Annotated in this window: 19 protein-coding genes; 18 read left to right on the top strand and 1 reads right to left on the bottom strand. The window is 37.3% G+C overall.

All coding sequences use genetic code 11. From position 1 onward, the window contains the following. The first annotated feature begins 118 nt into the window (after positions 1–118). The 14 genes from hrcA (at position 119) to IV87_RS05170 (ending at position 15,342) form a co-directional block, all read left to right on the top strand. Positions 119–1,165, top strand: a complete 1,047-nt coding sequence (gene hrcA / locus IV87_RS05235) for a heat-inducible transcriptional repressor HrcA (RefSeq protein WP_057806142.1) — start codon at positions 119–121, stop codon at positions 1,163–1,165. A gap of 14 nt (positions 1,166–1,179) precedes the next feature. Next, entirely contained in the window at positions 1,180–1,776 is a 597-nt protein-coding gene (grpE, locus tag IV87_RS05230; protein ID WP_057806140.1) for a nucleotide exchange factor GrpE, read from the top strand. A 25-nt stretch (positions 1,777–1,801) separates the two neighbouring features. Then, positions 1,802–3,664 (top strand): molecular chaperone DnaK, encoded by a 1,863-nt coding sequence (dnaK, locus tag IV87_RS05225; RefSeq protein ID WP_057806138.1) that lies wholly within the window; start codon positions 1,802–1,804, stop codon positions 3,662–3,664. A gap of 107 nt (positions 3,665–3,771) precedes the next feature. Continuing rightward, entirely contained in the window at positions 3,772–4,914 is a 1,143-nt protein-coding gene (gene dnaJ / locus IV87_RS05220; RefSeq protein ID WP_057806136.1) for a molecular chaperone DnaJ, read from the top strand. A gap of 185 nt (positions 4,915–5,099) precedes the next feature. Beyond that, positions 5,100–6,938: a translation elongation factor 4 gene (lepA, locus tag IV87_RS05215; RefSeq protein WP_057806173.1), complete on the top strand. Its 1,839-nt coding sequence runs from the start codon at positions 5,100–5,102 to the stop codon at positions 6,936–6,938. A gap of 169 nt (positions 6,939–7,107) precedes the next feature. Beyond that, on the top strand, positions 7,108–7,440 hold the full coding sequence (locus tag IV87_RS05210) for a hypothetical protein (RefSeq protein WP_177159939.1): 333 nt from the start codon (positions 7,108–7,110) through the stop codon (positions 7,438–7,440). Positions 7,441–7,676: 236 nt separating this feature from the next. Then, positions 7,677–8,993 (top strand): uracil-xanthine permease family protein, encoded by a 1,317-nt coding sequence (locus tag IV87_RS05205; RefSeq protein ID WP_057806129.1) that lies wholly within the window; start codon positions 7,677–7,679, stop codon positions 8,991–8,993. Between the two features lie 132 nt (positions 8,994–9,125). Continuing rightward, positions 9,126–9,764, top strand: a complete 639-nt coding sequence (locus IV87_RS05200; protein WP_057806127.1) for a DNA-3-methyladenine glycosylase — start codon at positions 9,126–9,128, stop codon at positions 9,762–9,764. 21 nt (positions 9,765–9,785) lie between these two features. Then, positions 9,786–10,748, top strand: a complete 963-nt coding sequence (prmA, locus tag IV87_RS05195; protein WP_057806126.1) for a 50S ribosomal protein L11 methyltransferase — start codon at positions 9,786–9,788, stop codon at positions 10,746–10,748. A 24-nt stretch (positions 10,749–10,772) separates the two neighbouring features. Next, the gene (locus IV87_RS05190; RefSeq protein WP_057806124.1) at positions 10,773–11,516 is read left to right on the top strand and encodes a 16S rRNA (uracil(1498)-N(3))-methyltransferase; all 744 of its coding nucleotides are present in this window, start codon (positions 10,773–10,775) and stop codon (positions 11,514–11,516) included. A gap of 43 nt (positions 11,517–11,559) precedes the next feature. Continuing rightward, positions 11,560–11,886: a hypothetical protein gene (locus tag IV87_RS05185; RefSeq protein WP_057806123.1), complete on the top strand. Its 327-nt coding sequence runs from the start codon at positions 11,560–11,562 to the stop codon at positions 11,884–11,886. Positions 11,887–11,923: 37 nt separating this feature from the next. Next, positions 11,924–14,158 carry a RelA/SpoT family protein gene (locus IV87_RS05180; RefSeq protein WP_057806121.1) on the top strand — a complete coding sequence of 745 codons (2,235 nt, stop codon included), beginning with the start codon at positions 11,924–11,926 and terminating at the stop codon, positions 14,156–14,158. Between the two features lie 96 nt (positions 14,159–14,254). Further along, positions 14,255–14,701, top strand: coding sequence for a D-aminoacyl-tRNA deacylase (dtd, locus tag IV87_RS05175; protein ID WP_057806119.1), 447 nt, complete (start codon positions 14,255–14,257; stop codon positions 14,699–14,701). 17 nt (positions 14,702–14,718) lie between these two features. Further along, positions 14,719–15,342 carry an HAD-IA family hydrolase gene (locus IV87_RS05170; protein WP_057806117.1) on the top strand — a complete coding sequence of 208 codons (624 nt, stop codon included), beginning with the start codon at positions 14,719–14,721 and terminating at the stop codon, positions 15,340–15,342. Positions 15,343–15,493: 151 nt separating this feature from the next. Here IV87_RS05170 and IV87_RS05165 read toward each other — a convergent pair whose 3' ends face one another. After that, complete coding sequence (locus IV87_RS05165; RefSeq protein ID WP_057806115.1) at positions 15,494–16,354, bottom strand: N-acetylmuramoyl-L-alanine amidase family protein; 861 nt, start codon at positions 16,352–16,354, stop codon at positions 15,494–15,496. A gap of 369 nt (positions 16,355–16,723) precedes the next feature. Between IV87_RS05165 and hisS the strand changes: the two genes are divergently transcribed. The 4 genes from hisS to IV87_RS05145 all read left to right on the top strand — a co-directional run bounded on the left by hisS (position 16,724) and on the right by IV87_RS05145 (position 21,388). Further along, the gene (hisS, locus tag IV87_RS05160) at positions 16,724–18,016 is read left to right on the top strand and encodes a histidine--tRNA ligase (RefSeq protein WP_057806113.1); all 1,293 of its coding nucleotides are present in this window, start codon (positions 16,724–16,726) and stop codon (positions 18,014–18,016) included. Positions 18,017–18,031: 15 nt separating this feature from the next. Next, entirely contained in the window at positions 18,032–19,822 is a 1,791-nt protein-coding gene (aspS, locus tag IV87_RS05155; protein WP_057806111.1) for an aspartate--tRNA ligase, read from the top strand. Positions 19,823–19,969: 147 nt separating this feature from the next. Beyond that, positions 19,970–20,500: a peptide-methionine (S)-S-oxide reductase MsrA gene (gene msrA, locus IV87_RS05150; protein WP_057806109.1), complete on the top strand. Its 531-nt coding sequence runs from the start codon at positions 19,970–19,972 to the stop codon at positions 20,498–20,500. Positions 20,501–20,509: 9 nt separating this feature from the next. Continuing rightward, the gene (locus IV87_RS05145) at positions 20,510–21,388 is read left to right on the top strand and encodes a YitT family protein (protein ID WP_057806107.1); all 879 of its coding nucleotides are present in this window, start codon (positions 20,510–20,512) and stop codon (positions 21,386–21,388) included. Positions 21,389–21,392 lie beyond the last annotated feature (4 nt).

The following is a 21,392-nucleotide window of genomic DNA, read 5'->3' as shown; positions in this document are numbered from 1 at the left end:
ATTTAAAAATAATTTGATTAATGTCAAAAAATGTTTGACTAATGTTGACATTTGAATCTACATTTGTTATCTTTAATAGTGTCTTAGCACTCCAATGTGCTAAGTGCTAAAAGAGGTGATGGTTTTGCTGACAGATAGAGAATTGCTGATTTTAAAAGCAATTGTTCAAATCTATACGAGTGATGGTCAACCTGTGGGTTCAAAGGCACTAGTTAGCCAATTACCAATTCATGTGAGTTCTGCGACAATTCGTAATGAGATGGCAACGTTGGAAGAGATGGGGCTATTGAAGAAGACGCATTCTTCATCCGGTCGAATTCCGTCAATTCAAGGTTATCGTTATTATGTTGATCATTTACTAAAACCTGATAAAGTTCAGTCGAGTGATTTACGGCAAATTCGTTCATCGTTCAATCATCAGTTTCAAGAAATTGATGATATTGTTGCTGAATCGGCAGATATGCTTTCAAAGTTAACTAGCTACACTGCTTTTACTGTGAAGCCAGAACTGAAAGATGCCAAACTTGAAGGCTTTCGATTAGTACCTCTTGGAAATCATCGGGTTATGGCAATTCTGGTGACTGATAATGGAGATGTGCAAAATAAAACTTTTAAAGTGCCAACAAATGTCGATCCAGAGGCTTTAGAGTCTGTTATTCGAGTCATTAATGACGAATTAGTTGGTTTAAAGTTATCAGAGGTTTTCCAAAGATTAGCAACAGATATTCCGATTCAAATCGGTAAATATATCGAAACGCCAGAAGGATTCTTGGATATTTTTGAGGATGTTTTGAAAAAATCGGCAACCGAACGATTTTTCGTTGGTGGTCGCTTAAATTTATTGGATTTTTCCAAACAGCATGATTTAGGATCAATTCGTTCATTGTATAGTTTGATGAATCGTTCAACCGATCTCGCAAATGTTTTAGGATCTCCTGATCAAAATATTCAGGTTCAAATTGGTAATGAAATTACTAATAATCTTTTAAAAAACTATAGTTTGATCACAGCAACTTATGATGTTGATCAACACGGCAAGGGTGTTATTGCAATATTAGGTCCGACAAGTATGCCTTATTCAAAAATGATTGGATTAGTTGGTGCCTTTCGAACTGAATTAGCAAGACGCTTGATAGATTATTACCACGATATTGATGATAGTTGAGAGGTGTGAAGACAGTGTCAGAAGATAAAAAAGCTAAAGCAGTTGATCAAACAACTGAGATGCAACCCAAAAAAGCTAAAGATAAACATGCAACAACAGCAAAAGTCGAAAAGAAATTAAAGAAACATTTGAAGTTCTCTGCAGAAGTTGAAACATTAAGAGCACAAGTTACTGATTTAAATGACAAGGTTGATGCTATTACTGATCAATATATTCGAGCTAAGGCTGAGATTGCGAATATTCAAAAACGTAATGAAAAAGAACAAGCTAATTTGGTAAAGTACGATGGTCAAAATTTGGCAAAAGATATTTTACCGGTTATTGATAATCTTGAACGCGCTTTGGCAATTGAAGTAACTGATGAAAATGGTAAACAACTTAAAAAAGGTATTCAAATGGTTTTTGATCATATGAGCAAGGCTTTAAAAGATAATCATGTGACTGAGATTGAAGCAGTTGGCAAACCGTTTGATCCGCACATTCATCAGGCGGTTCAGACAGTTGCTGTCAAAGATGGTGAAAAGGCCGATCAGGTTGTGAGTGTCTTGCAAAAAGGATACATGCTAAAAGATCGGGTTTTACGCCCAGCAATGGTTGCTGTATCACAATAAAAATAAAAAGAGGGATTAATTTAAAATGGCAAGTAATAAAATTATTGGTATTGATTTAGGAACAACAAACTCTGCGGTTGCGGTCCTTGAAGGCGACAAACCAAAGATTATTACAAATCCAGAAGGTAGTCGAACAACACCTTCAGTGGTTTCATTTAAAAATGGCGAAACACAGGTTGGTGAAGTTGCCAAACGACAGGCAATTACAAATCCAGATACGATCGTTTCTATCAAACGTCACATTGGTGAAAAAGATTATACGGTTAGTGCTGGTGGTAAATCATATACACCACAAGAAATTTCAGCGATGATCTTGGAATATTTGAAACACTATGCTGAAGATTATCTTGGCGATACTGTGGAAAAGGCAGTTATCACAGTACCTGCTTACTTTGATGACTCTCAACGTCAAGCAACAAAAGATGCTGGTAAAATTGCTGGTTTGGATGTTGAACGAATTATTAATGAACCAACTGCATCAGCTTTAGCATACGGTCTTGATAAACAGGATAAAGATGAAAAAGTCTTGGTTTATGACCTTGGTGGTGGTACTTTTGATGTTTCGATCCTTGAATTAGGGGATGGTGTTTTCCAAGTACTTTCTACTAATGGTGATACACACCTTGGTGGTGATGACTTTGATCAAAAGATCATTGACTGGTTAGTTGATGACTTTAAGAAAGAAAATGGCGTTGACCTTTCTAAAGACAAGATGGCTTTACAACGTTTGAAGGATGCTGCTGAAAAAGCAAAGAAGGATCTTTCTGGTGTTAGCGAAGCTCAAATTAGTTTGCCATTTATTTCTGCCGGAGCAAATGGTCCTTTACATTTGGAAAAGACTTTGACTCGTGCACAATTTGATCAAATGACTTCTGACCTAGTTGCGCGTACTAAGACTCCTGTAGACAACGCTTTACGTGATGCTAATCTTTCTGCAAGTGATTTAGATGAAATTATCCTTAATGGTGGTTCAACCCGAATTCCAGCCGTTCAAGAAGCAGTTAAAAATTGGACAGGTAAGGAACCAAATCACTCAATCAACCCAGATGAAGCGGTTGCTTTAGGTGCTGCTGTACAAGGCGGTGTTTTAACAGGTGATGTAAAGGATGTTGTCTTACTTGATGTCACACCTCTTTCATTAGGTATTGAAACTATGGGTGGTGTATTTACTAAGTTGATTGATCGTAATACCACAATTCCAACTAGTAAATCACAAGTATTCTCAACGGCTGCAGACAGTCAACCAGCTGTAGACATTCATGTTTTACAAGGTGAACGTCCAATGGCTGCTGATGACAAAACACTTGGAAGATTCCAATTAACGGATATTCCACCGGCACCACGTGGTGTACCTCAAATCGAAGTAAAATTTGATATTGATAAAAATGGTATCGTAAATGTTTCAGCTACCGATAAGGGTACTGGCAAGAATCAGAAGATTACCATCAAGAGTTCATCGGGTCTTTCTGATGAAGAAATTGATCGTATGATGAAAGAAGCCAAGGAAAACGAGGCTGCTGATGAAAAACGTAAAGAAGAAGTCGATCTTAAGAACGAAGTCGAACAATTAATCTTTACAACTGATAAGACTTTGAAAGAGATGGATGGCAAAGTATCTAAAGAAGAAATTCAAAAGGCTAAAGACGCCGAAGATGCTTTGAAGAAAGCTCAAAAAGATAACAATATTGAAGATATGAAGACCAAGAAGGATGACTTGAATAAGATTGTTCAGGACCTTTCGGTAAAACTATATCAACAAGCACAACAACAGGAAAAAGCTAAGGGTGATCAAAAGGATGGTTCAACTTCATCTGATAACAAAGATGACAAAGGAACTGTTGATGGTGACTTTGAAGAAGTAGATCCTGACAAAGACAAAAAGAAGTAATATAATTACTTGATTGTTAATAAAAAGTCAAAGTCATATGGACTTTGGCTTTTTATTACATTTAGTCTATGATATTCTAAGTTTATCGATAAAAATGGAGGTTCATAATGGCGGAGAATAAAGATTACTATGAAATCCTAGGAGTATCCAAAGATGCATCTGCCGATGAAATTAAAAAGGCATATCGTAAGTTATCAAAAAAGTACCATCCAGATTTAAATAAAGCTCCTGGTGCGGAGCAAAAATTTAAAGATGTAAATGAAGCTTATGAAGTTTTAAGTGATGATCAAAAACGTGCACGTTATGATCAATATGGTTCTGCTGATGCTAATGCCGGTTTTGGTGGCGGTAACGGTGGCTTTAATTCTGCCGATTTTGGTGGTTTTGGTGGTGGTAATGGCGGTTTTGACGACATCTTTAGTCAATTCTTTGGCGGTGGCGGTCGAACTCGCAGTGCGCAGCCTAATCAACCGCAACAAGGTGAAGATCTTCAATACCAAATGGATCTTACTTTTGAAGAGGGCGTATTTGGTAAGAAGACGACCATTAAATACAATCGTGAAGCACTTTGTAAGACCTGTGATGGTTCTGGAGCAAAACCTGGAACTTCACCTGTTACGTGTGCCAAATGTCATGGGGCAGGTTATATTCAGGTTACTCAGAATACACCACTTGGCCGCATGGTTTCACAACAAGTTTGTGATGTTTGTCATGGTACTGGTAAAGAAATCAAAGAGAAGTGCCCAACTTGTCAAGGTACCGGCCATGTCAATGAACGTCATGAAGTCAAAGTAACGGTTCCTGCTGGTGTTGAAGATGGACAACAAATGCGACTTCAAGGTCAAGGTGAAGCCGGAACTAATCGCGGCGGATATGGAGATTTGTTTATTATCTTCCGGGTTGCCCCAAGCAAGGTCTTTAAACGTGATGGTGCTGAAATTTATTTAGATCAACATATTAGTTTTGTACAAGCGGCATTAGGTGATGAAATTCAAGTTAAAACAGTTCACGGTGACGTTAAAATGAAAGTACCAGCTGGCACCCAAACGGGAACTACATTCCGGTTACGTGGAAAAGGTGCACCTCGCTTAAGAGGAAATGGAACGGGTGATCAACAAGTTACAGTAATTGTTGAAACACCGAAGAATATGAATACCGCGCAAAGAGAAGCCATGAAGGCATTTGCTAAAGCAGGTGGCGAAAAAGTTTCAGGTACTGGTAAGAACGGTTTTTTTGATAAATTTAAATGATGTGTATTAAACACGAATTAAATGGTGGACTTTCAACAAGCAGCTTGTTTTTCATGTTGAAATCTTCAAACATTTAATGACGTGTTTTTTATTTTTGTAAATTAGTATGCAAATGAAATAATTGAGATTGGCCTCAAACGTTGCTATAATAGGATGAATGAAGTTACATGAAAGTGAGATTTAAAATGCCTGAATACAAAGATTTAAAAGATCGTCAGCAACATATTCGAAATTTCTCAATTGTTGCCCATATTGATCATGGGAAATCCACTCTGGCAGACAGAATCTTAGAGTTAACCGATACAGTTGCCAAACGTGATATGCAAGATCAACTGCTTGATTCAATGGACCTAGAACGTGAACGTGGAATTACAATCAAATTAAATGCCGTAGAATTGCATTATAAGGCAAAAAATGGTGAAACATATATTTTTCATTTAATCGATACACCCGGACATGTTGATTTTTCCTACGAGGTTTCACGTAGTTTGGCGGCTTGTGAAGGGGCAATTCTCGTTGTTGATGCAGCGCAAGGTGTGGAAGCACAAACATTGGCGAACGTTTATTTAGCCTTGGACGACGATTTAGAGATTGTGCCAGTAATAAATAAAATTGACTTACCTTCTGCTGATCCTGAACGAGTCCGCACTGAAATTGAAGATGTAATTGGTTTAGATGCATCTGATGCGGTCCTTGCTAGTGCCAAAAAGGGAATTGGTATTGCAGAACTTTTGGAACAAATTGTTGCTAAGGTTCCAGCTCCTGAAGGTGACTTAAAAGCGCCTTTGAAAGCTTTAATTTTTGATTCAAAATACGATGATTACCGTGGAGTTGTCTTAAGCATCCGTCTGTTTGAGGGGATGGTTAAACCAGGTGATCACATCCGTTTAATGAATAGTGGTAGTGAATACGAAGTCAATGAAGTGGGCGTCAATTCACCTAAGCCAATTAAACGTGATTATTTAATGGCTGGGGATGTTGGCTATTTAACGGCAAGTATCAAAGACATTAAAGATACTCGTGTTGGTGATACGGTTACTGATGTTAAACAACCTGCTAAAGAAGCTTTGCATGGTTACCGAGAAATGAACCCAATGGTATATGCTGGTTTATACCCAACCGATAATGCAAAATTTAATGATTTAAGGGAAGCCCTTGAGAAACTGCAATTAAATGATGCCGCTCTAGAGTTTGAGCCAGAATCTTCGCAAGCCTTAGGATTTGGATTTAGATGTGGTTTCTTGGGCCTCTTGCACATGGATGTGGTTCAGGAACGATTGGAACGAGAGTTTAATTTGGACTTAATTACAACCGCACCTTCCGTAACGTATCATGTGGATTTAACTGATGGAAGTGAAATGGTTGTTGAAAATCCTTCTGAAATGCCAGATTCGGCCACTATTAAAGATGTTAAAGAACCGTTCGTTAAAGCTTCTATCATGGTTCCTAATGACTACGTAGGTGCTGTCATGGAATTATGCCAACATCGACGAGGTGTGTTTGATACAATGGATTATTTGGACACGTATCGCGTAAATGTTGTCTATTATTTACCTTTGTCGGAGATCATTTTTGATTTCTTTGACAAATTGAAATCTAGTACACATGGCTACGCATCACTAGATTATGAATTGGAAGATTATCGACCAAGTGACTTAGTGAAAATTGATATTCTTTTAAACAGTAAAAAAGTTGATGCCTTAAGTTTTATTGCACATCGGGATTTTGCCCAACAACGAGCCATTGAAATTACAAGTCGCTTAAAGAAGATTATTCCACGGCAAAACTTTGAAATACCAATTCAAGCTGCAATTGGGGTTAAAATTATTTCTCGAACCAATATTAAAGCCTATCGAAAAGATGTAACTTCAAAAATTCATACCGGAGATCCTGATCGACGAGCAAAGCTTTTGGATAAGCAAAAACGAGGAAAGAAACGAATGAAAGCAGTTGGAACAGTTGAAATTCCGCAAGAGGCGTTCATGGCTGTTTTAAAGACTGATACCGAACAAAATGAGAAATAATTAATCGAATTGTTTTAAATATTTATTGAATGGTTGCCTCTCATTATTTTCAACGGGTAGCAAATAAGTTGGTCAAATTAGTTTACTTTTTTCAGGGAATAGCTTAATATAATGATTAACTAGAAACGAAATCGAGATGCTTTAAGCAAATTTTTTGGGGGTGTTATTTATTTTAAAGCGAACGAAACAGTTCATGAACTCCAATAAATATAAATATGAAAAACGTTATATCAGACCTTTAATGACTCCTGAGAGTGTTTATGTTTTTAAGTTTGGGAAAGAAGATCTAAATAATCGTTTGATTATTAAATATTCTCATACTTGGACGGGACGAATTAAAATTAACGAAATTGATCTGCGTTTGCATAAGCAACAGCATCCACGAATTTTCAAACGTGAATCAGATCTGATAAAATATTTAAAACAGCATGTCAATCAGAAAACAAGAAGTCAGTTAAAGGATACTGATGTAAATGCTGACGACAAAATTAAAACCAGATAGTAATAAACGAATGACAGGTTAAATCCAGGTCGTTCGTTTTTTTGATTCAAAAAATTTTTAGTGTGAATTTGGTTGACGTTTAAACATATTAAGTGTATCTTAACGTTAATGAAACCTTTAAAGATGTCCTGTGAGACTTCAAAGGTAGTCTAGAATAAATAAAGTCTAACTATTATTCTGAACCCCTTTGAGCCACTCGACTCGAAGGGGTTTTTAATATATTAGGAGGATTTTAGATGGCGAAAACAAATAATTTTCACAATGACGATGTTGTTTTAGATATTCATGATCGTCCAACATTAGGACACTGGATTGGCTTGTCGATTCAGCATATGTTTGCCATGTTTGGTTCAACGGTTCTTGTGCCTATCTTAGTTGGCTTGAATCCCGGAATTGCGCTTTTTAGTTCTGGTGTTGGAACCCTAATATACATACTTATTACCCAAGGAAAAATCCCTGCATATATGGGCTCCAGTTTTTCTTTCATTGTTCCGATGGTTGCCTTAATGAAGACAACCGGCTATCCGGGAATTGCCCAAGGAACTGTTGCAGTTGGCTTGGTTTACTTAATTGTTGCTTTGATTGTGAGTTTTGTTGGTTCTGAGTGGATCAATAAAATTTTGCCTCCAATTGTAGTTGGCCCGATTGTAATGGTTATTGGGTTGTCCTTAGCAGGAACCGCAGCCACTGATGCGACAATGCGAACCCTTGCTTCTGGTTCAACGACTTACGACTGGCGATATTTTGCTGTAGCGCTGATTACGTTGCTCGTTACGATTGGTTTTAATATGTATCTGAAGGGCTTTATTAGCCTAATTCCGATTCTCTTAGGTATTGTAGTTGGCTATCTTGTTGCGGTTTTGTTTGGAATTGTTAATTTTAGCGGAGTTATGGCTGCTTCCTGGTTCTCACTTCCTAAGTTTCAAGTGCCATTTTTAACTTATCATTTTCATTTTTACTGGGGAGCCGTTTTAAGCTTAGCTCCAATTGCCTTTGTAACCATGACTGAACATACTGGTCATATTATGGTTTTAAACAAATTAACTAAACGTAATTTCTTTGAGGATCCAGGATTAAATCATACTTTAGCAGGTGATGGGACGGCATCCATTATTGCGGGTCTGGTTGGTGGACCTCCAGTAACAAGCTACGGTGAAAATATTGGTGTTTTGGCAATTACAAAAGTTCACAGTGTTTATGTTTTGGCTGGTGCCGGTGTTTTCGCAATTATCTTTAGTTTTATTGGTAAACTAAGTGCATTAATTCAAAGTATTCCTTCACCTGTCATCGGTGGAATCAGTTTTCTTCTGTTTGGCACGATTGCATCTAATGGATTGAGAGTTTTGATTGATGAAAAAGTAGATTTCAACATTAAACGAAATCTTATGATTGCCTCTGCCATTTTAGTTATTGGAATTGGAAATGCTTATCTACAACTTGGACAGTATCAGTTTTCTGGATTGGCCGTTGCAACGGTCCTAGGAATTATTTTAAATTTAGTTTTACCACAAAAAGCAGTGAGTGAAAGAGAATTTGAAAAACAGAAAAAATAAATTTATCATTTTAGTAATTGAAATAAGGAGTTTAGTTCTTAACGCGAACTAAATTCTTTTTTTGCTTTCCTTGCAGACAAAGCTGTAAAATACAAGTAATGTAAATAATGTTACGTAGATTGGTGAGTTTGTATGCAAACAACTTTTAATGAAGTTCAAAAATTTTTACTAAGTGGAACGACTGCAGAAATTGCACAAAAATTATTAGGAAAAAGACTTTGTTTTCAAACAAAAACAGGAGTAATGACTGCCTTTATTGTGGAAGCAGAGGCCTACATTGGACCTAAGGATCAGGCAGCTCACGCATTTCAAGGGCATCGCACTCCTAAAAATGAGCCCTTGTATCATGAAGCGGGAACAATTTATATTTATCAAATGCGTACGCAGCTACTTTTGAACCTAATTACTCAAAAAGAAAATGATCCGCAGGGAGTTTTAATTCGGGCAATACAGCCTGAAAAGGGGTTAACGCAATTTCAAAAAAATCGAGAGGTACATCAGCTGTTTGAACTGACTAATGGACCCGGTAAATTAATGCAAGCGTTTGGTATTCCTAAAATTTTGAAAGGCAGTCGTTTGAATGAAGGACCTTTGAGTTTAGATCTACAAAATTTTAAAACACCTGCAGTTATCAAAGTGAGTGGTCGAATCGGTGTGCCAAATAAGGGAATTTGGACAAATGAACCATTACGTTACTTTGTTGCAGGGAATCCTTATGTTTCAAGAATGCGTAAACGTGATATTGATTCTAAAAATTATGGCTGGCAATAAGGAGCTAAGAGGAGTTTACAAATGAAATGGACAGAAATAAGTGTACAAACATCAAATGAAGCAGTTGAAGCCGTTAGTAACATTTTGGAGACGGCTGGTTCTAAGGGCGTTAAAATAGAAGATGCTGAAGATTTTAAAAAATTACGGGCTGGTAAGTTCGGAGAAATTTTAGATTTGGCCGATATTCCCCACGTTGAAAGTGGTGCGGCAGTAACCGGATATTATCCAGACTCGGTAGATGTGGAAAAGTTAATTCCTAAAATCAAACAACAGGTAGAAGGACTTACGAAATTTAATTTGAATCCCGCTCCGGCAAAAGTCCTCCGAAAGCCACTGGAAGAAACAGAGTGGCAAACAGCCTGGAAAAAATATTACCATCCAGTGAGAATAACACGCTATTTGACTGTTGTTCCTGATTGGGAAACGTATCAAAAAACGGCTGATGAAGAAAAGGTATTAAAGCTAGACCCTGGAATGGCATTTGGAACGGGAACTCATCCAACAACAAGGTTATGCTTGCAGGCCTTAGAAATGTATATACGTGGTGGTGAGGAACTTATTGATGTTGGAACTGGTTCTGGTGTCTTAAGTATTGCGGCCAGTAAAATGGGAGTTGCAAACATTAAGGCTTTTGATTTGGATCAGGTAGCCGTTGATTCTGCTCTGGAAAATTTAAAATTAAATCCAGATGTTAAAAATATTGAGATCAAACCAAACAATTTACTGGAAGGTATTCAAGCACAGGCAGATATTATAGTGGCAAATATCCTGGCAGAAATTATTGAACCTCTTGTACCACAAGCTAAAGCATGTTTGAAACCAGGTGGTATTTTCATTACTTCTGGTATTATCAAAGAGAAACTACCACTTATTCTTGCTGATCTTAAAAAAGCAGATTTCGAAATTGAAGAAATTTTGCAAATGAAAGATTGGCGGGCCGTTGTTGCCAAAAAATCAACAGAATTAACATCGACTAAAAATTAAATCTGCCAAATGGGAGTGGATTATATGCAGCGTTATTTTACTGAACAACCAATTCAAAACCAAGTTTTGTTTTCGGTGACCGGTGATAATTTTCATCATTTAATAAAAGTTATGCGTGCAAAAGTTAATGATCAGGCGGAATTTGTTGCAAGTACTCATCAAGTTTATGTTGGTAAAATTCAAGAGATTGGAGAACAGTCAGCTAGCATACTTCCAATTTTACAACTTGAAAAAACTGCTGAACTTCCAATAGAAGTGACAATTGCTTGTGGAATAGCTAAGGGCGATAAAAGTGAATATATTGTTCAAAAGGGAACTGAACTTGGCGCACGCCATTTTATATTCTTGCCAACTGAATTTTCCGTGGCTAGATGGCCAGCCAAAAAAGTGACGCGAAAAATTGAACGTCTTCAAAAAGTTGCCAAATCGGCGGCAGAACAATCACATCGAAATTATATTCCAACGGTAACCTATTATGAAAGTTTACAGGCGCTAGAAAAATGGCCAGGCATGTTTAAAATCGTGGCTTATGAAGAATCGGCCAAACAAGGTGAGCATACTCAATTGCAAAAGCAAATTACGCAAATGAAAACTGGAAATACGATGTTAGCGTTATTTGGTCCCGAAGGCGGTTTAGCTGTTAGTGAAATTAAAAGCTTAACTGAAGCTAACTTCACTAGTGTTGGATTAGGACCCCGAATTTTGCGTGCTGAAACGGCACCATTATATTTACTATCCGCTATTTCCGTTTTAAAAGAAATGCGGTAGAATTAAGCAATAAACTTTGAGAGTCAGTAGCGGAGGGATAAATTTGAATAAATCATTGAAATTTTTTGTCCAAATAAAATGGCGGTATTGGGTTGCTGGAATAGTATTAGGTGTCTTACTTCCGTTTGTTTTACATATTACAAGTGCTTCACATGTTTTTATTGATTTATGGTTTTTAATGATCATTAACACGCTGGCTGCTATAATTCTAGGTTCTTTGATTAAGGCTAACCGTGCGAATTGGGCGCTTTTATGGTTGTTCCCCATCTTCTTTTTACTGGGGGTTTACCTGTTTTTACCAAAATACGCTTATTATTTTGTGATTGTTTATTTAACCACCAGCTATATTGCTTATGGGTTAACAAGTTAAATTTAGTTTATCTTAAAAATTAAAAGGAGGCTTTTTTATGTCACAAGAGCCAGTTCTTTCTGCTCAAGATGTTTTAAATATGTGTCGAAAATATATGAATGCCGATCACGTGGCAATTGTCCAGAAAGCTTGTGATTTTGCCACCTATGTTCACCAGGACCAATATCGTCAATCAGGTGAGGCATACATTATGCATCCCATTCAAGTTGCGGGAATCCTAGCGGAACTTAAAATGGATCCGGCAACAATTTGTGCTGGTTTTCTACATGATACTGTTGAGGATACCCTAATTACATTAGGGGACATTGAGGAGCTTTTTGGCCATGACGTTGCCGTGATTGTCGATGGCGTTTCTAAAATTAGTAAAATTCGTTATAAATCTAATCAAGAACAACTGGCAGAAAATCATCGTAAATTACTGCTGGCAATGTCCAAGGATATTCGGGTAATCATCGTAAAACTTGCTGATCGCCTGCATAATATGCGTACGTTGGAACATTTACGTCCAGATAAGCAACGGCGTATTGCCAATGAAACGCTTGAAATCTATGCACCACTTGCTGATCGTTTAGGAATTAGTACCATTAAATGGGAACTAGAAGACATCTCGTTACGTTATTTAAATCCACAACAGTATTATCGAATTGCACATTTAATGAATTCTAGACGAGATCAACGTGAAGAATACATTGCTTTGGCCATCAAAGATATTAAAGATGCATTGGATGCTTTAAAAGTTCATGAAACTGATATTTACGGTCGTCCCAAACATATTTATTCCATTTATCGAAAAATGGTGGATCAACATAAACAGTTCAGTCAAATTTATGATTTGTTGGCTATTCGAGTAATTACCACTTCAATCAAAGATTGTTATGCTGTTTTAGGGGCCATTCACACACGCTGGAAGCCAATGCCTGGTCGTTTTAAAGACTACATTGCAATGCCTAAGGCTAACATGTATCAATCTCTCCATACTACTGTGGTAGGTCCAGAAGGCAAACCACTAGAGGTACAAATTCGGACTGAAGAAATGCATCGGGTGGCTGAATATGGTGTTGCCGCACATTGGGCATATAAAGAGGGTAAAACCGACAAAGTTCAAACTAGTGACACTGGAAAGAAATTAAATTGGTTTAAAGAAATCGTCGAATTACAGAATGAAAGTAAAGATGCCGCTGATTTTATGGATTCTGTAAAGGGAGATCTTTTTGGTGATCGCGTTTATGCATTCACACCAAAGGGAGATGTTTTTGAACTCGCTAAGGGCTCCGGACCACTTGATATGGCTTATACAATTCATACTGAAGTTGGTAATCATACAACTGGTGCTAAAGTAAATGGTAAAATTGTACCGCTTGACTACAAAATTAAAAATGGTGATATTGTAGATATCTTGACTTCTTCAAGTTCGGCGGGTCCGAGTCGGGATTGGATTAACTTAGTTTCAACCCGGCGTGCTCGTAATAAAATCAAACAATTCTTTCGCCAACAGGATCGTTCTGAAAATATTGAAAAAGGGCACGAAGTTATTGAACGCCAATTGAAACAGTCTGGTTTTGATCCGTTAACTATTCTTGAGACTGATAAATTGGAAAAAGTTGCGAACAAGTTACACTATAGTTCGATTGATGACATGTATGCAGCTGTTGGATTTGGTGATCTTGCCCCAGTAGGTGTCGCTAACCGTCTGACAGATGATGTCCGTGCCAAACAAGAAGAGGATCGCAAACGACAAGAGGAACATGAACTTCTTGAAGAACACCAAACGATCTCAAATGAAAATGATTCAGAAAAGGAACGAAAAAAGAAAAGTTCTTCAAGTGGCATTATTATTGAGGGAGCTGACAATCTTTTAGTTCGATTGAGTCATTGCTGTAATCCGGTTCCAGGAGATCCAATTGTCGGTTACATTACAAAGGGACGTGGTGTTTCGGTTCATCGTGAAGATTGTCCGAATGTGACCCATGCTGAGGATCAAGATGAGCGTTTGATTGGTGTTGAATGGGAAGATCCCACTGATACGCACAACAATTATGCAGCGGATCTCGAGGTTGAAGGCTATAATCGTAATGGCATGTTAAATGACATCTTAAAAAAGGTCAATAATACGACGCGTTACTTAAATTCAGTTAACGGAAAAGTTGATCATAATCGGATGGTAACCATTAGTTTGACGGTAGGTGTTCGAAATTTGGAACATTTAAATCATATTATGGATAATTTAAAAACTGTTAAAGATGTCTACGTGGTCAAACGGCCAACACATTAAGTTTATCATTGGCTTCAAAATTTAACTTTGATCTTAATTTTGTTGATTGAAGTGTAAATTTTGAAGCTTTTATTTTAATTTAGGAAGGTATAAGAAATGAAAGTAGTTTTACAACGCGTTCGTCATGCCCAAGTAGCAATTGAAGATCAAGTCGTTGGAAAAATCGGTGTAGGCTATTTATTATTAGTTGGTATTGAAAATACAGATACAACACAGCAAATAGATTATTTAGTTCACAAAATAGTTAATTTGCGTGTATTTGAAGATGAAAATCAAAAAATGAACTTGAATTTAAAACAAGTAAACGGCAGTATTTTATCAGTCTCACAATTTACACTTTATGCGGATACCAAGCATGGTAATCGTCCCAGCTTTACCAAAGCAGGGGATCCTGACCATGCTGAAAAATGTTATACACTTTTCAATCAAAAGTTACAAGCAGCTGGTATTGCAGTTGAAACCGGTAAATTTGGGGCAGATATGCAAGTTGATCTGCAAAATGATGGACCAGTTACGATTATTTTTGATACGGATCAGGCTTAAAGATAGGAGTTTGTATTATGGATTTATTTTGGGATTTTGATGGTACATTATTTGATACGTACCCAATTATGGTCAAAAGCTTTGAACAGGCATTGCAATTAAATGGTGTTCGAAGTTCAAAAGCAACTGGACTTTATCGCGCTATGCGGCAGGGTTCGCTTGGAAAAACGCTCGAAAAATATGCGTCAGAAAACCGATTAGACTTACAAGGCTTAAAAAAAGACTATTCAAATTGCGAAAGTCAGCTTCTTGACCAAGCGAAGCCATTTGTAGGAGCTCTTGCAGTTTGCCACAAAAATGTTTCTAAGCATGGCCGTAATTTTTTATTAACGCACCGAGATGATCAGGCTAAAAAATTATTAAAAGTGCATGGTTTTGAGCATTTATTTATGGGCTTTATTACGGGTTCTGATCATTTTGCACGTAAACCAGATCCAGCTTCATTGAATTATTTGCTGCAAAAATATAAAGTTGATAAAAAAACCGCCATCATGATTGGAGATCGTAATCTAGACATTTTGGCGGCTCACAATGCAGGAATCAAAGGATTTCTCTTTGATCCGGACAATACAATTTCGGTAACTAGTTTCCCCGAAAAACAGATAAAGTCATTAAACGAACTATCCCTGTTATTTAAATAAAAATTACAAATATCAAAATAACTTCAATAATTGATGTTGAACGACTTAGACTCCAAAAAATAGTCTAACTGTCGTCCTCCGGCTCACTTGGGCTGGAAGACGGCATTTAAATCTAATTTTGTTACCATGAATATTTTTGTATTTTCACTCTTTAATTAAGAAACTGTGATAACGCAGTTGTGACTGCAGAAGCTACTTGTTTTCGATACTGATAACTACTAATTTGTTTAAAGTCCTTAGCAGTGTTGATATAGCCACCTTCAATTAGTAAAGAAGGTTGGGTATTATCACGAATAACCTCGAAATCGCCAAACTGAACACCACGATTATTTAAATTAACTTTTGCTTTCAGTTGACTATTAACTAATTCAGCTAATTTTAAAGAAGTTTTTTTGTGATAATAATAAGTTGTATCTCCGGAACCAGAGTTATTTTCTGGTGCAGAATCGTAATGAAAACTGATAAACGCATCCGCTTTATGCTTATTGGACAAGGATGCACGTGCAGCCAAACCAACGTATTCATCATTTGAGCGTGTCATTATTACACGAGCACCCTTTGCTTCTAATGATTTTTGAACAAGTTTGGCAGTTTTTAAAGTGTATGTTTTCTCTTCATGCTTTTGATTAATACCTAAGGCACCAGAATCGTTGCCACCGTGTCCGGGATCTAAGACGATTGTTGCTTCCGAAAGATTAGTTGCCGACTTAAAATTGAATTTACGATTGGTTAACCAACTTGGAATCCAGCCAAAATGATCATCATCATAACGCACACGTAGCCAACCAGCCTGCTTTTTTATAACAGTGACTCTTTTTCCTGAATTGACGGTTCCGGTCTTCGAGTATGATAAAGAAGGACCCATTCGAACCGTGACGTTATCAAGCCCAACTCGAACCGTTTTGTCAGAGAATAACGCATAGGTTAGTCCAATTGTCGCAATTAAAAAAATTGAGATAATAATTAACTGAAGCTGATTTTTCTTGATAAAATTGCGTAAATTAACGTTCATATTTATACTCCGTATTTCAGATTCTTTTAATTATTATATACCAGATGGTCATTAAAATGGGATAATTATCTTAGAACCCTTGACAGGACAGAGATAGTTTAGTAATTTTAATGGTAGTTTAATATTAAAACCAGAGACAAAGAAATAGTAGGCAGTCACCTTTTTCAGAGAGCCCAGCATTGCTGTGAGTGGGTATGGGATCTGCTAAAAGACACTTTCGAGGTGAATCTGAAATCAGATTCCGTTGTGATACGTTATCTAGATAAGTAATTTAATTAAGGTGGTACCGCGCCTGAGCGCCCTTGTAGAAAACAAGGGCGCTTTTTATTTATTTTTAAAAGTTTTGAATATCAATAGGAGGTTTTTACTATGAAATACCAACGTCCAAAAGGAACGGCTGACATTTTACCAGAAGAAGCTGTTGCATGGAGTTATATTGAAAATGTGGCAAAAAAATTATTTGCAAATTATCGTTTTAATGAAATTCGAACGCCAATGTTTGAAAACTTCGAGGTCTTTTCTCGAAGTGCAGGGGATACTTCAGATATTGTGACGAAGGAAATGTATGATTTTCATGATAAAGGGGATCGCCACATTACCCTTCGTCCGGAAGGAACTGCCGGCGTGGTTCGTGCCTTTGTGGAAAACAAACTTTATGGACCGGAACAGATTAAACCTGTAAAACTTTATTATATGGGACCGATGTTTCGTTATGAACGGCCTCAATCAGGACGTCTTCGTGAGTTTCATCAAATTGGCGTTGAAGCCTTTGGGAGTGAAAGTCCTAACTTGGATGTTGAAGTAATTTCAATGGGTATGCATTTACTTAAAAAGCTAGGTATTCAAAATTTTAAACTAGTTATTAATTCTTTAGGGGACAAGGAAACTAGAAAGGCCTACCGAGAAGCATTAATTGCCTATCTTGAGCCACACTTTGATGAGCTTAGTGATGATTCTAAGGAACGGTTACATCGTAATCCTTTACGAGTTCTTGATAGTAAGGATAAAAATGATCAAAAACTAGTAGCTAATGCGCCATCTATTTTAGATTATCTAAGTGATGATTCTAAGCAACATTTTGAAACTGTTAAACAACTTTTGGGTGATTTGAATATTCCTTATGAAGTTGAATCTTCAATGGTTCGTGGCTTGGATTATTATAATCATACAATCTTTGAAATTATGGCCCATGATAAGGTCCTAGGAGACGGTGATGTGACCGTTTGTGCTGGTGGACGTTATAATGGCCTGGTTGAAGAACTAGGCGGTCCAGAGACACCAGGAATTGGATTTGGTTTGGGTGTGGAGCGTCTCTTGTTATTAATGCAGGCACAAAATGCTGCTTTACCTAAAACAAATGATCTAGACGTTTACGTGGTGGCAATTGGTGATGAAACTAAGGCCGAAACTTTAAAAATTGTTGAAAAAGTTCGCGAATATGGATTTAGTGCTGATCAAGACTACTTAAATCGTAAACCTAAGTCCCAATTTAAAACTGCTAATCGTTTGAATGCCAAAATTGTGATGACCATTGGAAATGATGAGTTAGCTAAACAAGTTGTTAACTTAAAAGTCATGGCAACTGGTGATGAGCAACAGGTGAAACTGGAAGATGTTTATAAAAACTTTCCAAAATTATTTGGTAAATTTTTAGAAAAGTAAGGGAGATAGAGAATTATGAAACGTACAACCTATGCTGGTTTAGTAAATAAACAGTATTTAAATCAAGATGTCGTTTTAAAGGGCTGGGTTCAAAAACGACGTGATTTAGGTAATCTTATTTTTATCGATTTGCGTGATCGCGAAGGAATTGTTCAATTAGTTTTCAGTAAAGAATTTTCTGAAACGGCTTTGAACGTTGCGGATGAATTACGTAGTGAATATGTCATCGAAATAAACGGAAAAGTTGTTCCCAGATCTGAAAAAGAAATTAATCCTAATATGAAGACTGGCGAAGTTGAAGTAGAGGTTCATGAAGCTAAAATTTTGAATAAAGCTAAGACACCGCCTTTCTATATTCAAGATAATATCAATGTTTCAGATGAATTACGTCTTAAGTATCGTTATCTTGATTTACGACGTCCAGAAATGCAGCGTGGCTTAATGATTCGTAATCGTATCACTCAAGCTGTTCACAGCTATTTTGATGCACAGGGATTTATTGATATTGAAACACCCGATTTGACGAAATCAACCCCTGAAGGTGCACGAGATTATTTGGTTCCTTCTCGGCTTTATCCTGGTCATTTTTATGCTTTACCACAATCACCACAGTTGTTTAAACAATTGTTGATGGGTGCTGGTTTTGATCGCTATTATCAGATTGCTCGATGTTTCCGAGACGAAGATTTACGTGGAGACCGTCAACCAGAATTCACACAAATTGATATGGAAACTAGTTTCTTAGATGCCGAAGAGATTCAGGACTTGACAGAAGGCCTAATTGCAAAGGTTATGAAAGATACCTTAGATATTGACGTCAAATTACCATTTGATCGAATTACTTGGAATGAATCTATCGCACGTTTTGGCACAGATCAACCCGATGTTCGTTTTGGAATGGAGCTAAAAGACTTATCGACCATTATGAAAGATTCTGAATTCAAAGTTTTCTCAGGTGCTATTGCTAATGGCGGTCAAGTTAAAGCAATCGCTGTTCCTGGCGGGGCTAACTTATATTCTCGAAAGGCAATTGACAACTATACCGAATATATCAAACGTTTTGGTGCAAAAGGCCTTGCATGGTTGAAAGTTACTGACGACAGTTTTTCTGGTCCGATTGCTAAATTCTTTAAAGAAGACACTGTTCGTGATCAAATTTTAAGCGCTACTGAAGCCAAGAGCGGTGATTTATTGTTGTTTGTGGCCGACCGGAAAAAGGTTGTGGCAGATACATTGGCTTATTTACGTGTTACCATTGCCAAAGAACAAGATATGATCCCAGAAGACAAGTTTGCTTACCTTTGGGTTGTTGATTGGCCATTATTCGAATATGATGAGGGAGACGCGCGTTGGGTACCAGCACATCATCCATTCACTATGCCAAATGAAGAAGATGTTCATTATCTGATGAATGATGATGAGGATCCTCACAAAGCACATGCACAAAGCTATGATATTATCCTCAATGGTTTGGAACTTGGTGGTGGTTCGATTCGTATTCATAACCGTGAACTTCAGGGACGGATGCTCAAGGCTTTAGGATTTACCAAAGAACGAGCTGAAAAGAGTTTTGGTTATCTCTTAGATGCGCTAGATACTGGTTTTCCACCACATGGTGGTTTAGCAATTGGGCTAGATCGTTTTGCCCGTTTACTAGCAAAGCGTGATAACATTCGTGATGTTATTGCCTTTCCAAAGAACTCCAAGGCTGTAGAGCCAATGACTTCGGCACCACGACCAGTGGCAGAGAAACAACTACAAGAGTTACATTTATTTTCAGTAAATGAAAATAATGAAAATGAATAATTAACTAATTTCGATCAGCTGAGTAATGCATAATTACCGGCTGATTTTAATTTTTTGATCAAAAAATCAGAAAACAAAATGGGGTTATGATACTATATAACCTGAATGCAGCGATATAAGATTAAGTTAACGGAGATGTTGGATAAAATGAGCAAAGAAGAAACAGCAATTTTTGCAGGTGGATGTTTTTGGTGTATGGTTCAGCCTTTTGATTCTTTACCTGGAATCAAGAAGGTAGTTTCGGGTTATACCGGTGGTCATACGGTTAATCCCACCTATGAAGAAGTTAAATCACATACAACTGGACACACAGAAGCAGTAAAAATCACTTTTGATCCAGAAGTTATGTCTTATAAACAACTAGTTCAAATTTACTGGCAACAAACTGATCCAACCGATGCAATGGGACAATTTCAAGACCGTGGTGACAATTATCGACCAGTTATTTTTGTGAACAGTCCGGAGCAACGTCAAATTGCTGAACAATCACGCAAAGCACTGGCAATTAGTGAACAGTTTGATAAACCAATTGTGACCAAAGTTGAGGACGTGGCACCTTTCTATCCCGCTGAAGATTATCACCAGGATTTCTATCAAAAAAATCCCGACGTCTTTGCACAACAAGAAGCTGGGGGACGAGAAGCATTTATCAAAACTCACTGGGAAAAGGAGAATTAATTACTTTTCATGGATAAACAGTTTAAAAAAATTGCTAAACGTCATCAATATACAGCGCTGGCTGGAACCGCCTTTATTTATGCGATTTTAGTTTCAATTGCGATGAATTTTTTCTGGACGCCAGGTAAAATTTACGCCTCAGGAATTACTGGTTTTGCCCAGTTGATTTCCACACTAAGTGATCATTATTTACCATTTGGATTATCAACCGCGTTAATGCTCTTTGTTTTAAATGTACCTTTGTTTTTCTTAGCATGGGCACAAATTGGCCATCGTTTTACCTTGTTTACAATTTTGTCCGTTGGTTTAGCTAGTATTATGATCAAAGTCCTTCACCCCATGACATTAACCACGGATCCAATCATTTGCGCAATTTTTGGTGGGGCAGTGAATGGATATGGAACTGGTTTGGCCTTAAAAAACGGGCTGTCAACCGGTGGACTAGATATTTTGGGAATGGTTTTACGAAAACGAACCGGAAAAAGCATTGGAACCATTAATATGGTCTTTAACGCCTTTATCGTTTGTGCTGCCGGTTATGTGTATGGCTGGCCATATGCGTTTTATTCCGCAATTGGTTTAATTGTAAATGCCAAAATTATGGATATGACGTATACCAGACAACAAAAAATGCAGGTGATGATTGTGACTGATCGTCCCAAGAGCGTAATTGATAGTGTTCAAAACCATATTCGCCGTGGAATTACAATTGTCCACGGTGCAGAAGGTGCCTATAATCATCATCAAAAAACCATTTTGTTTACCATTATTTCGCGCTACGAGATGAGTGATTTGGAGATGGCAATGAAAGAGTCTGATCCAAAGGCTTTTGTAAGTATCTCTGGAAGTGTCACAATCCTTGGGCACTTTTATGAACCGTCACTTTAAATCA

The organism is Pediococcus ethanolidurans (assembly GCF_001437405.1).
Lineage (GTDB): Bacteria > Bacillota > Bacilli > Lactobacillales > Lactobacillaceae > Pediococcus > Pediococcus ethanolidurans.
This window is presented reverse-complemented; position numbering and strand designations above follow the sequence as displayed.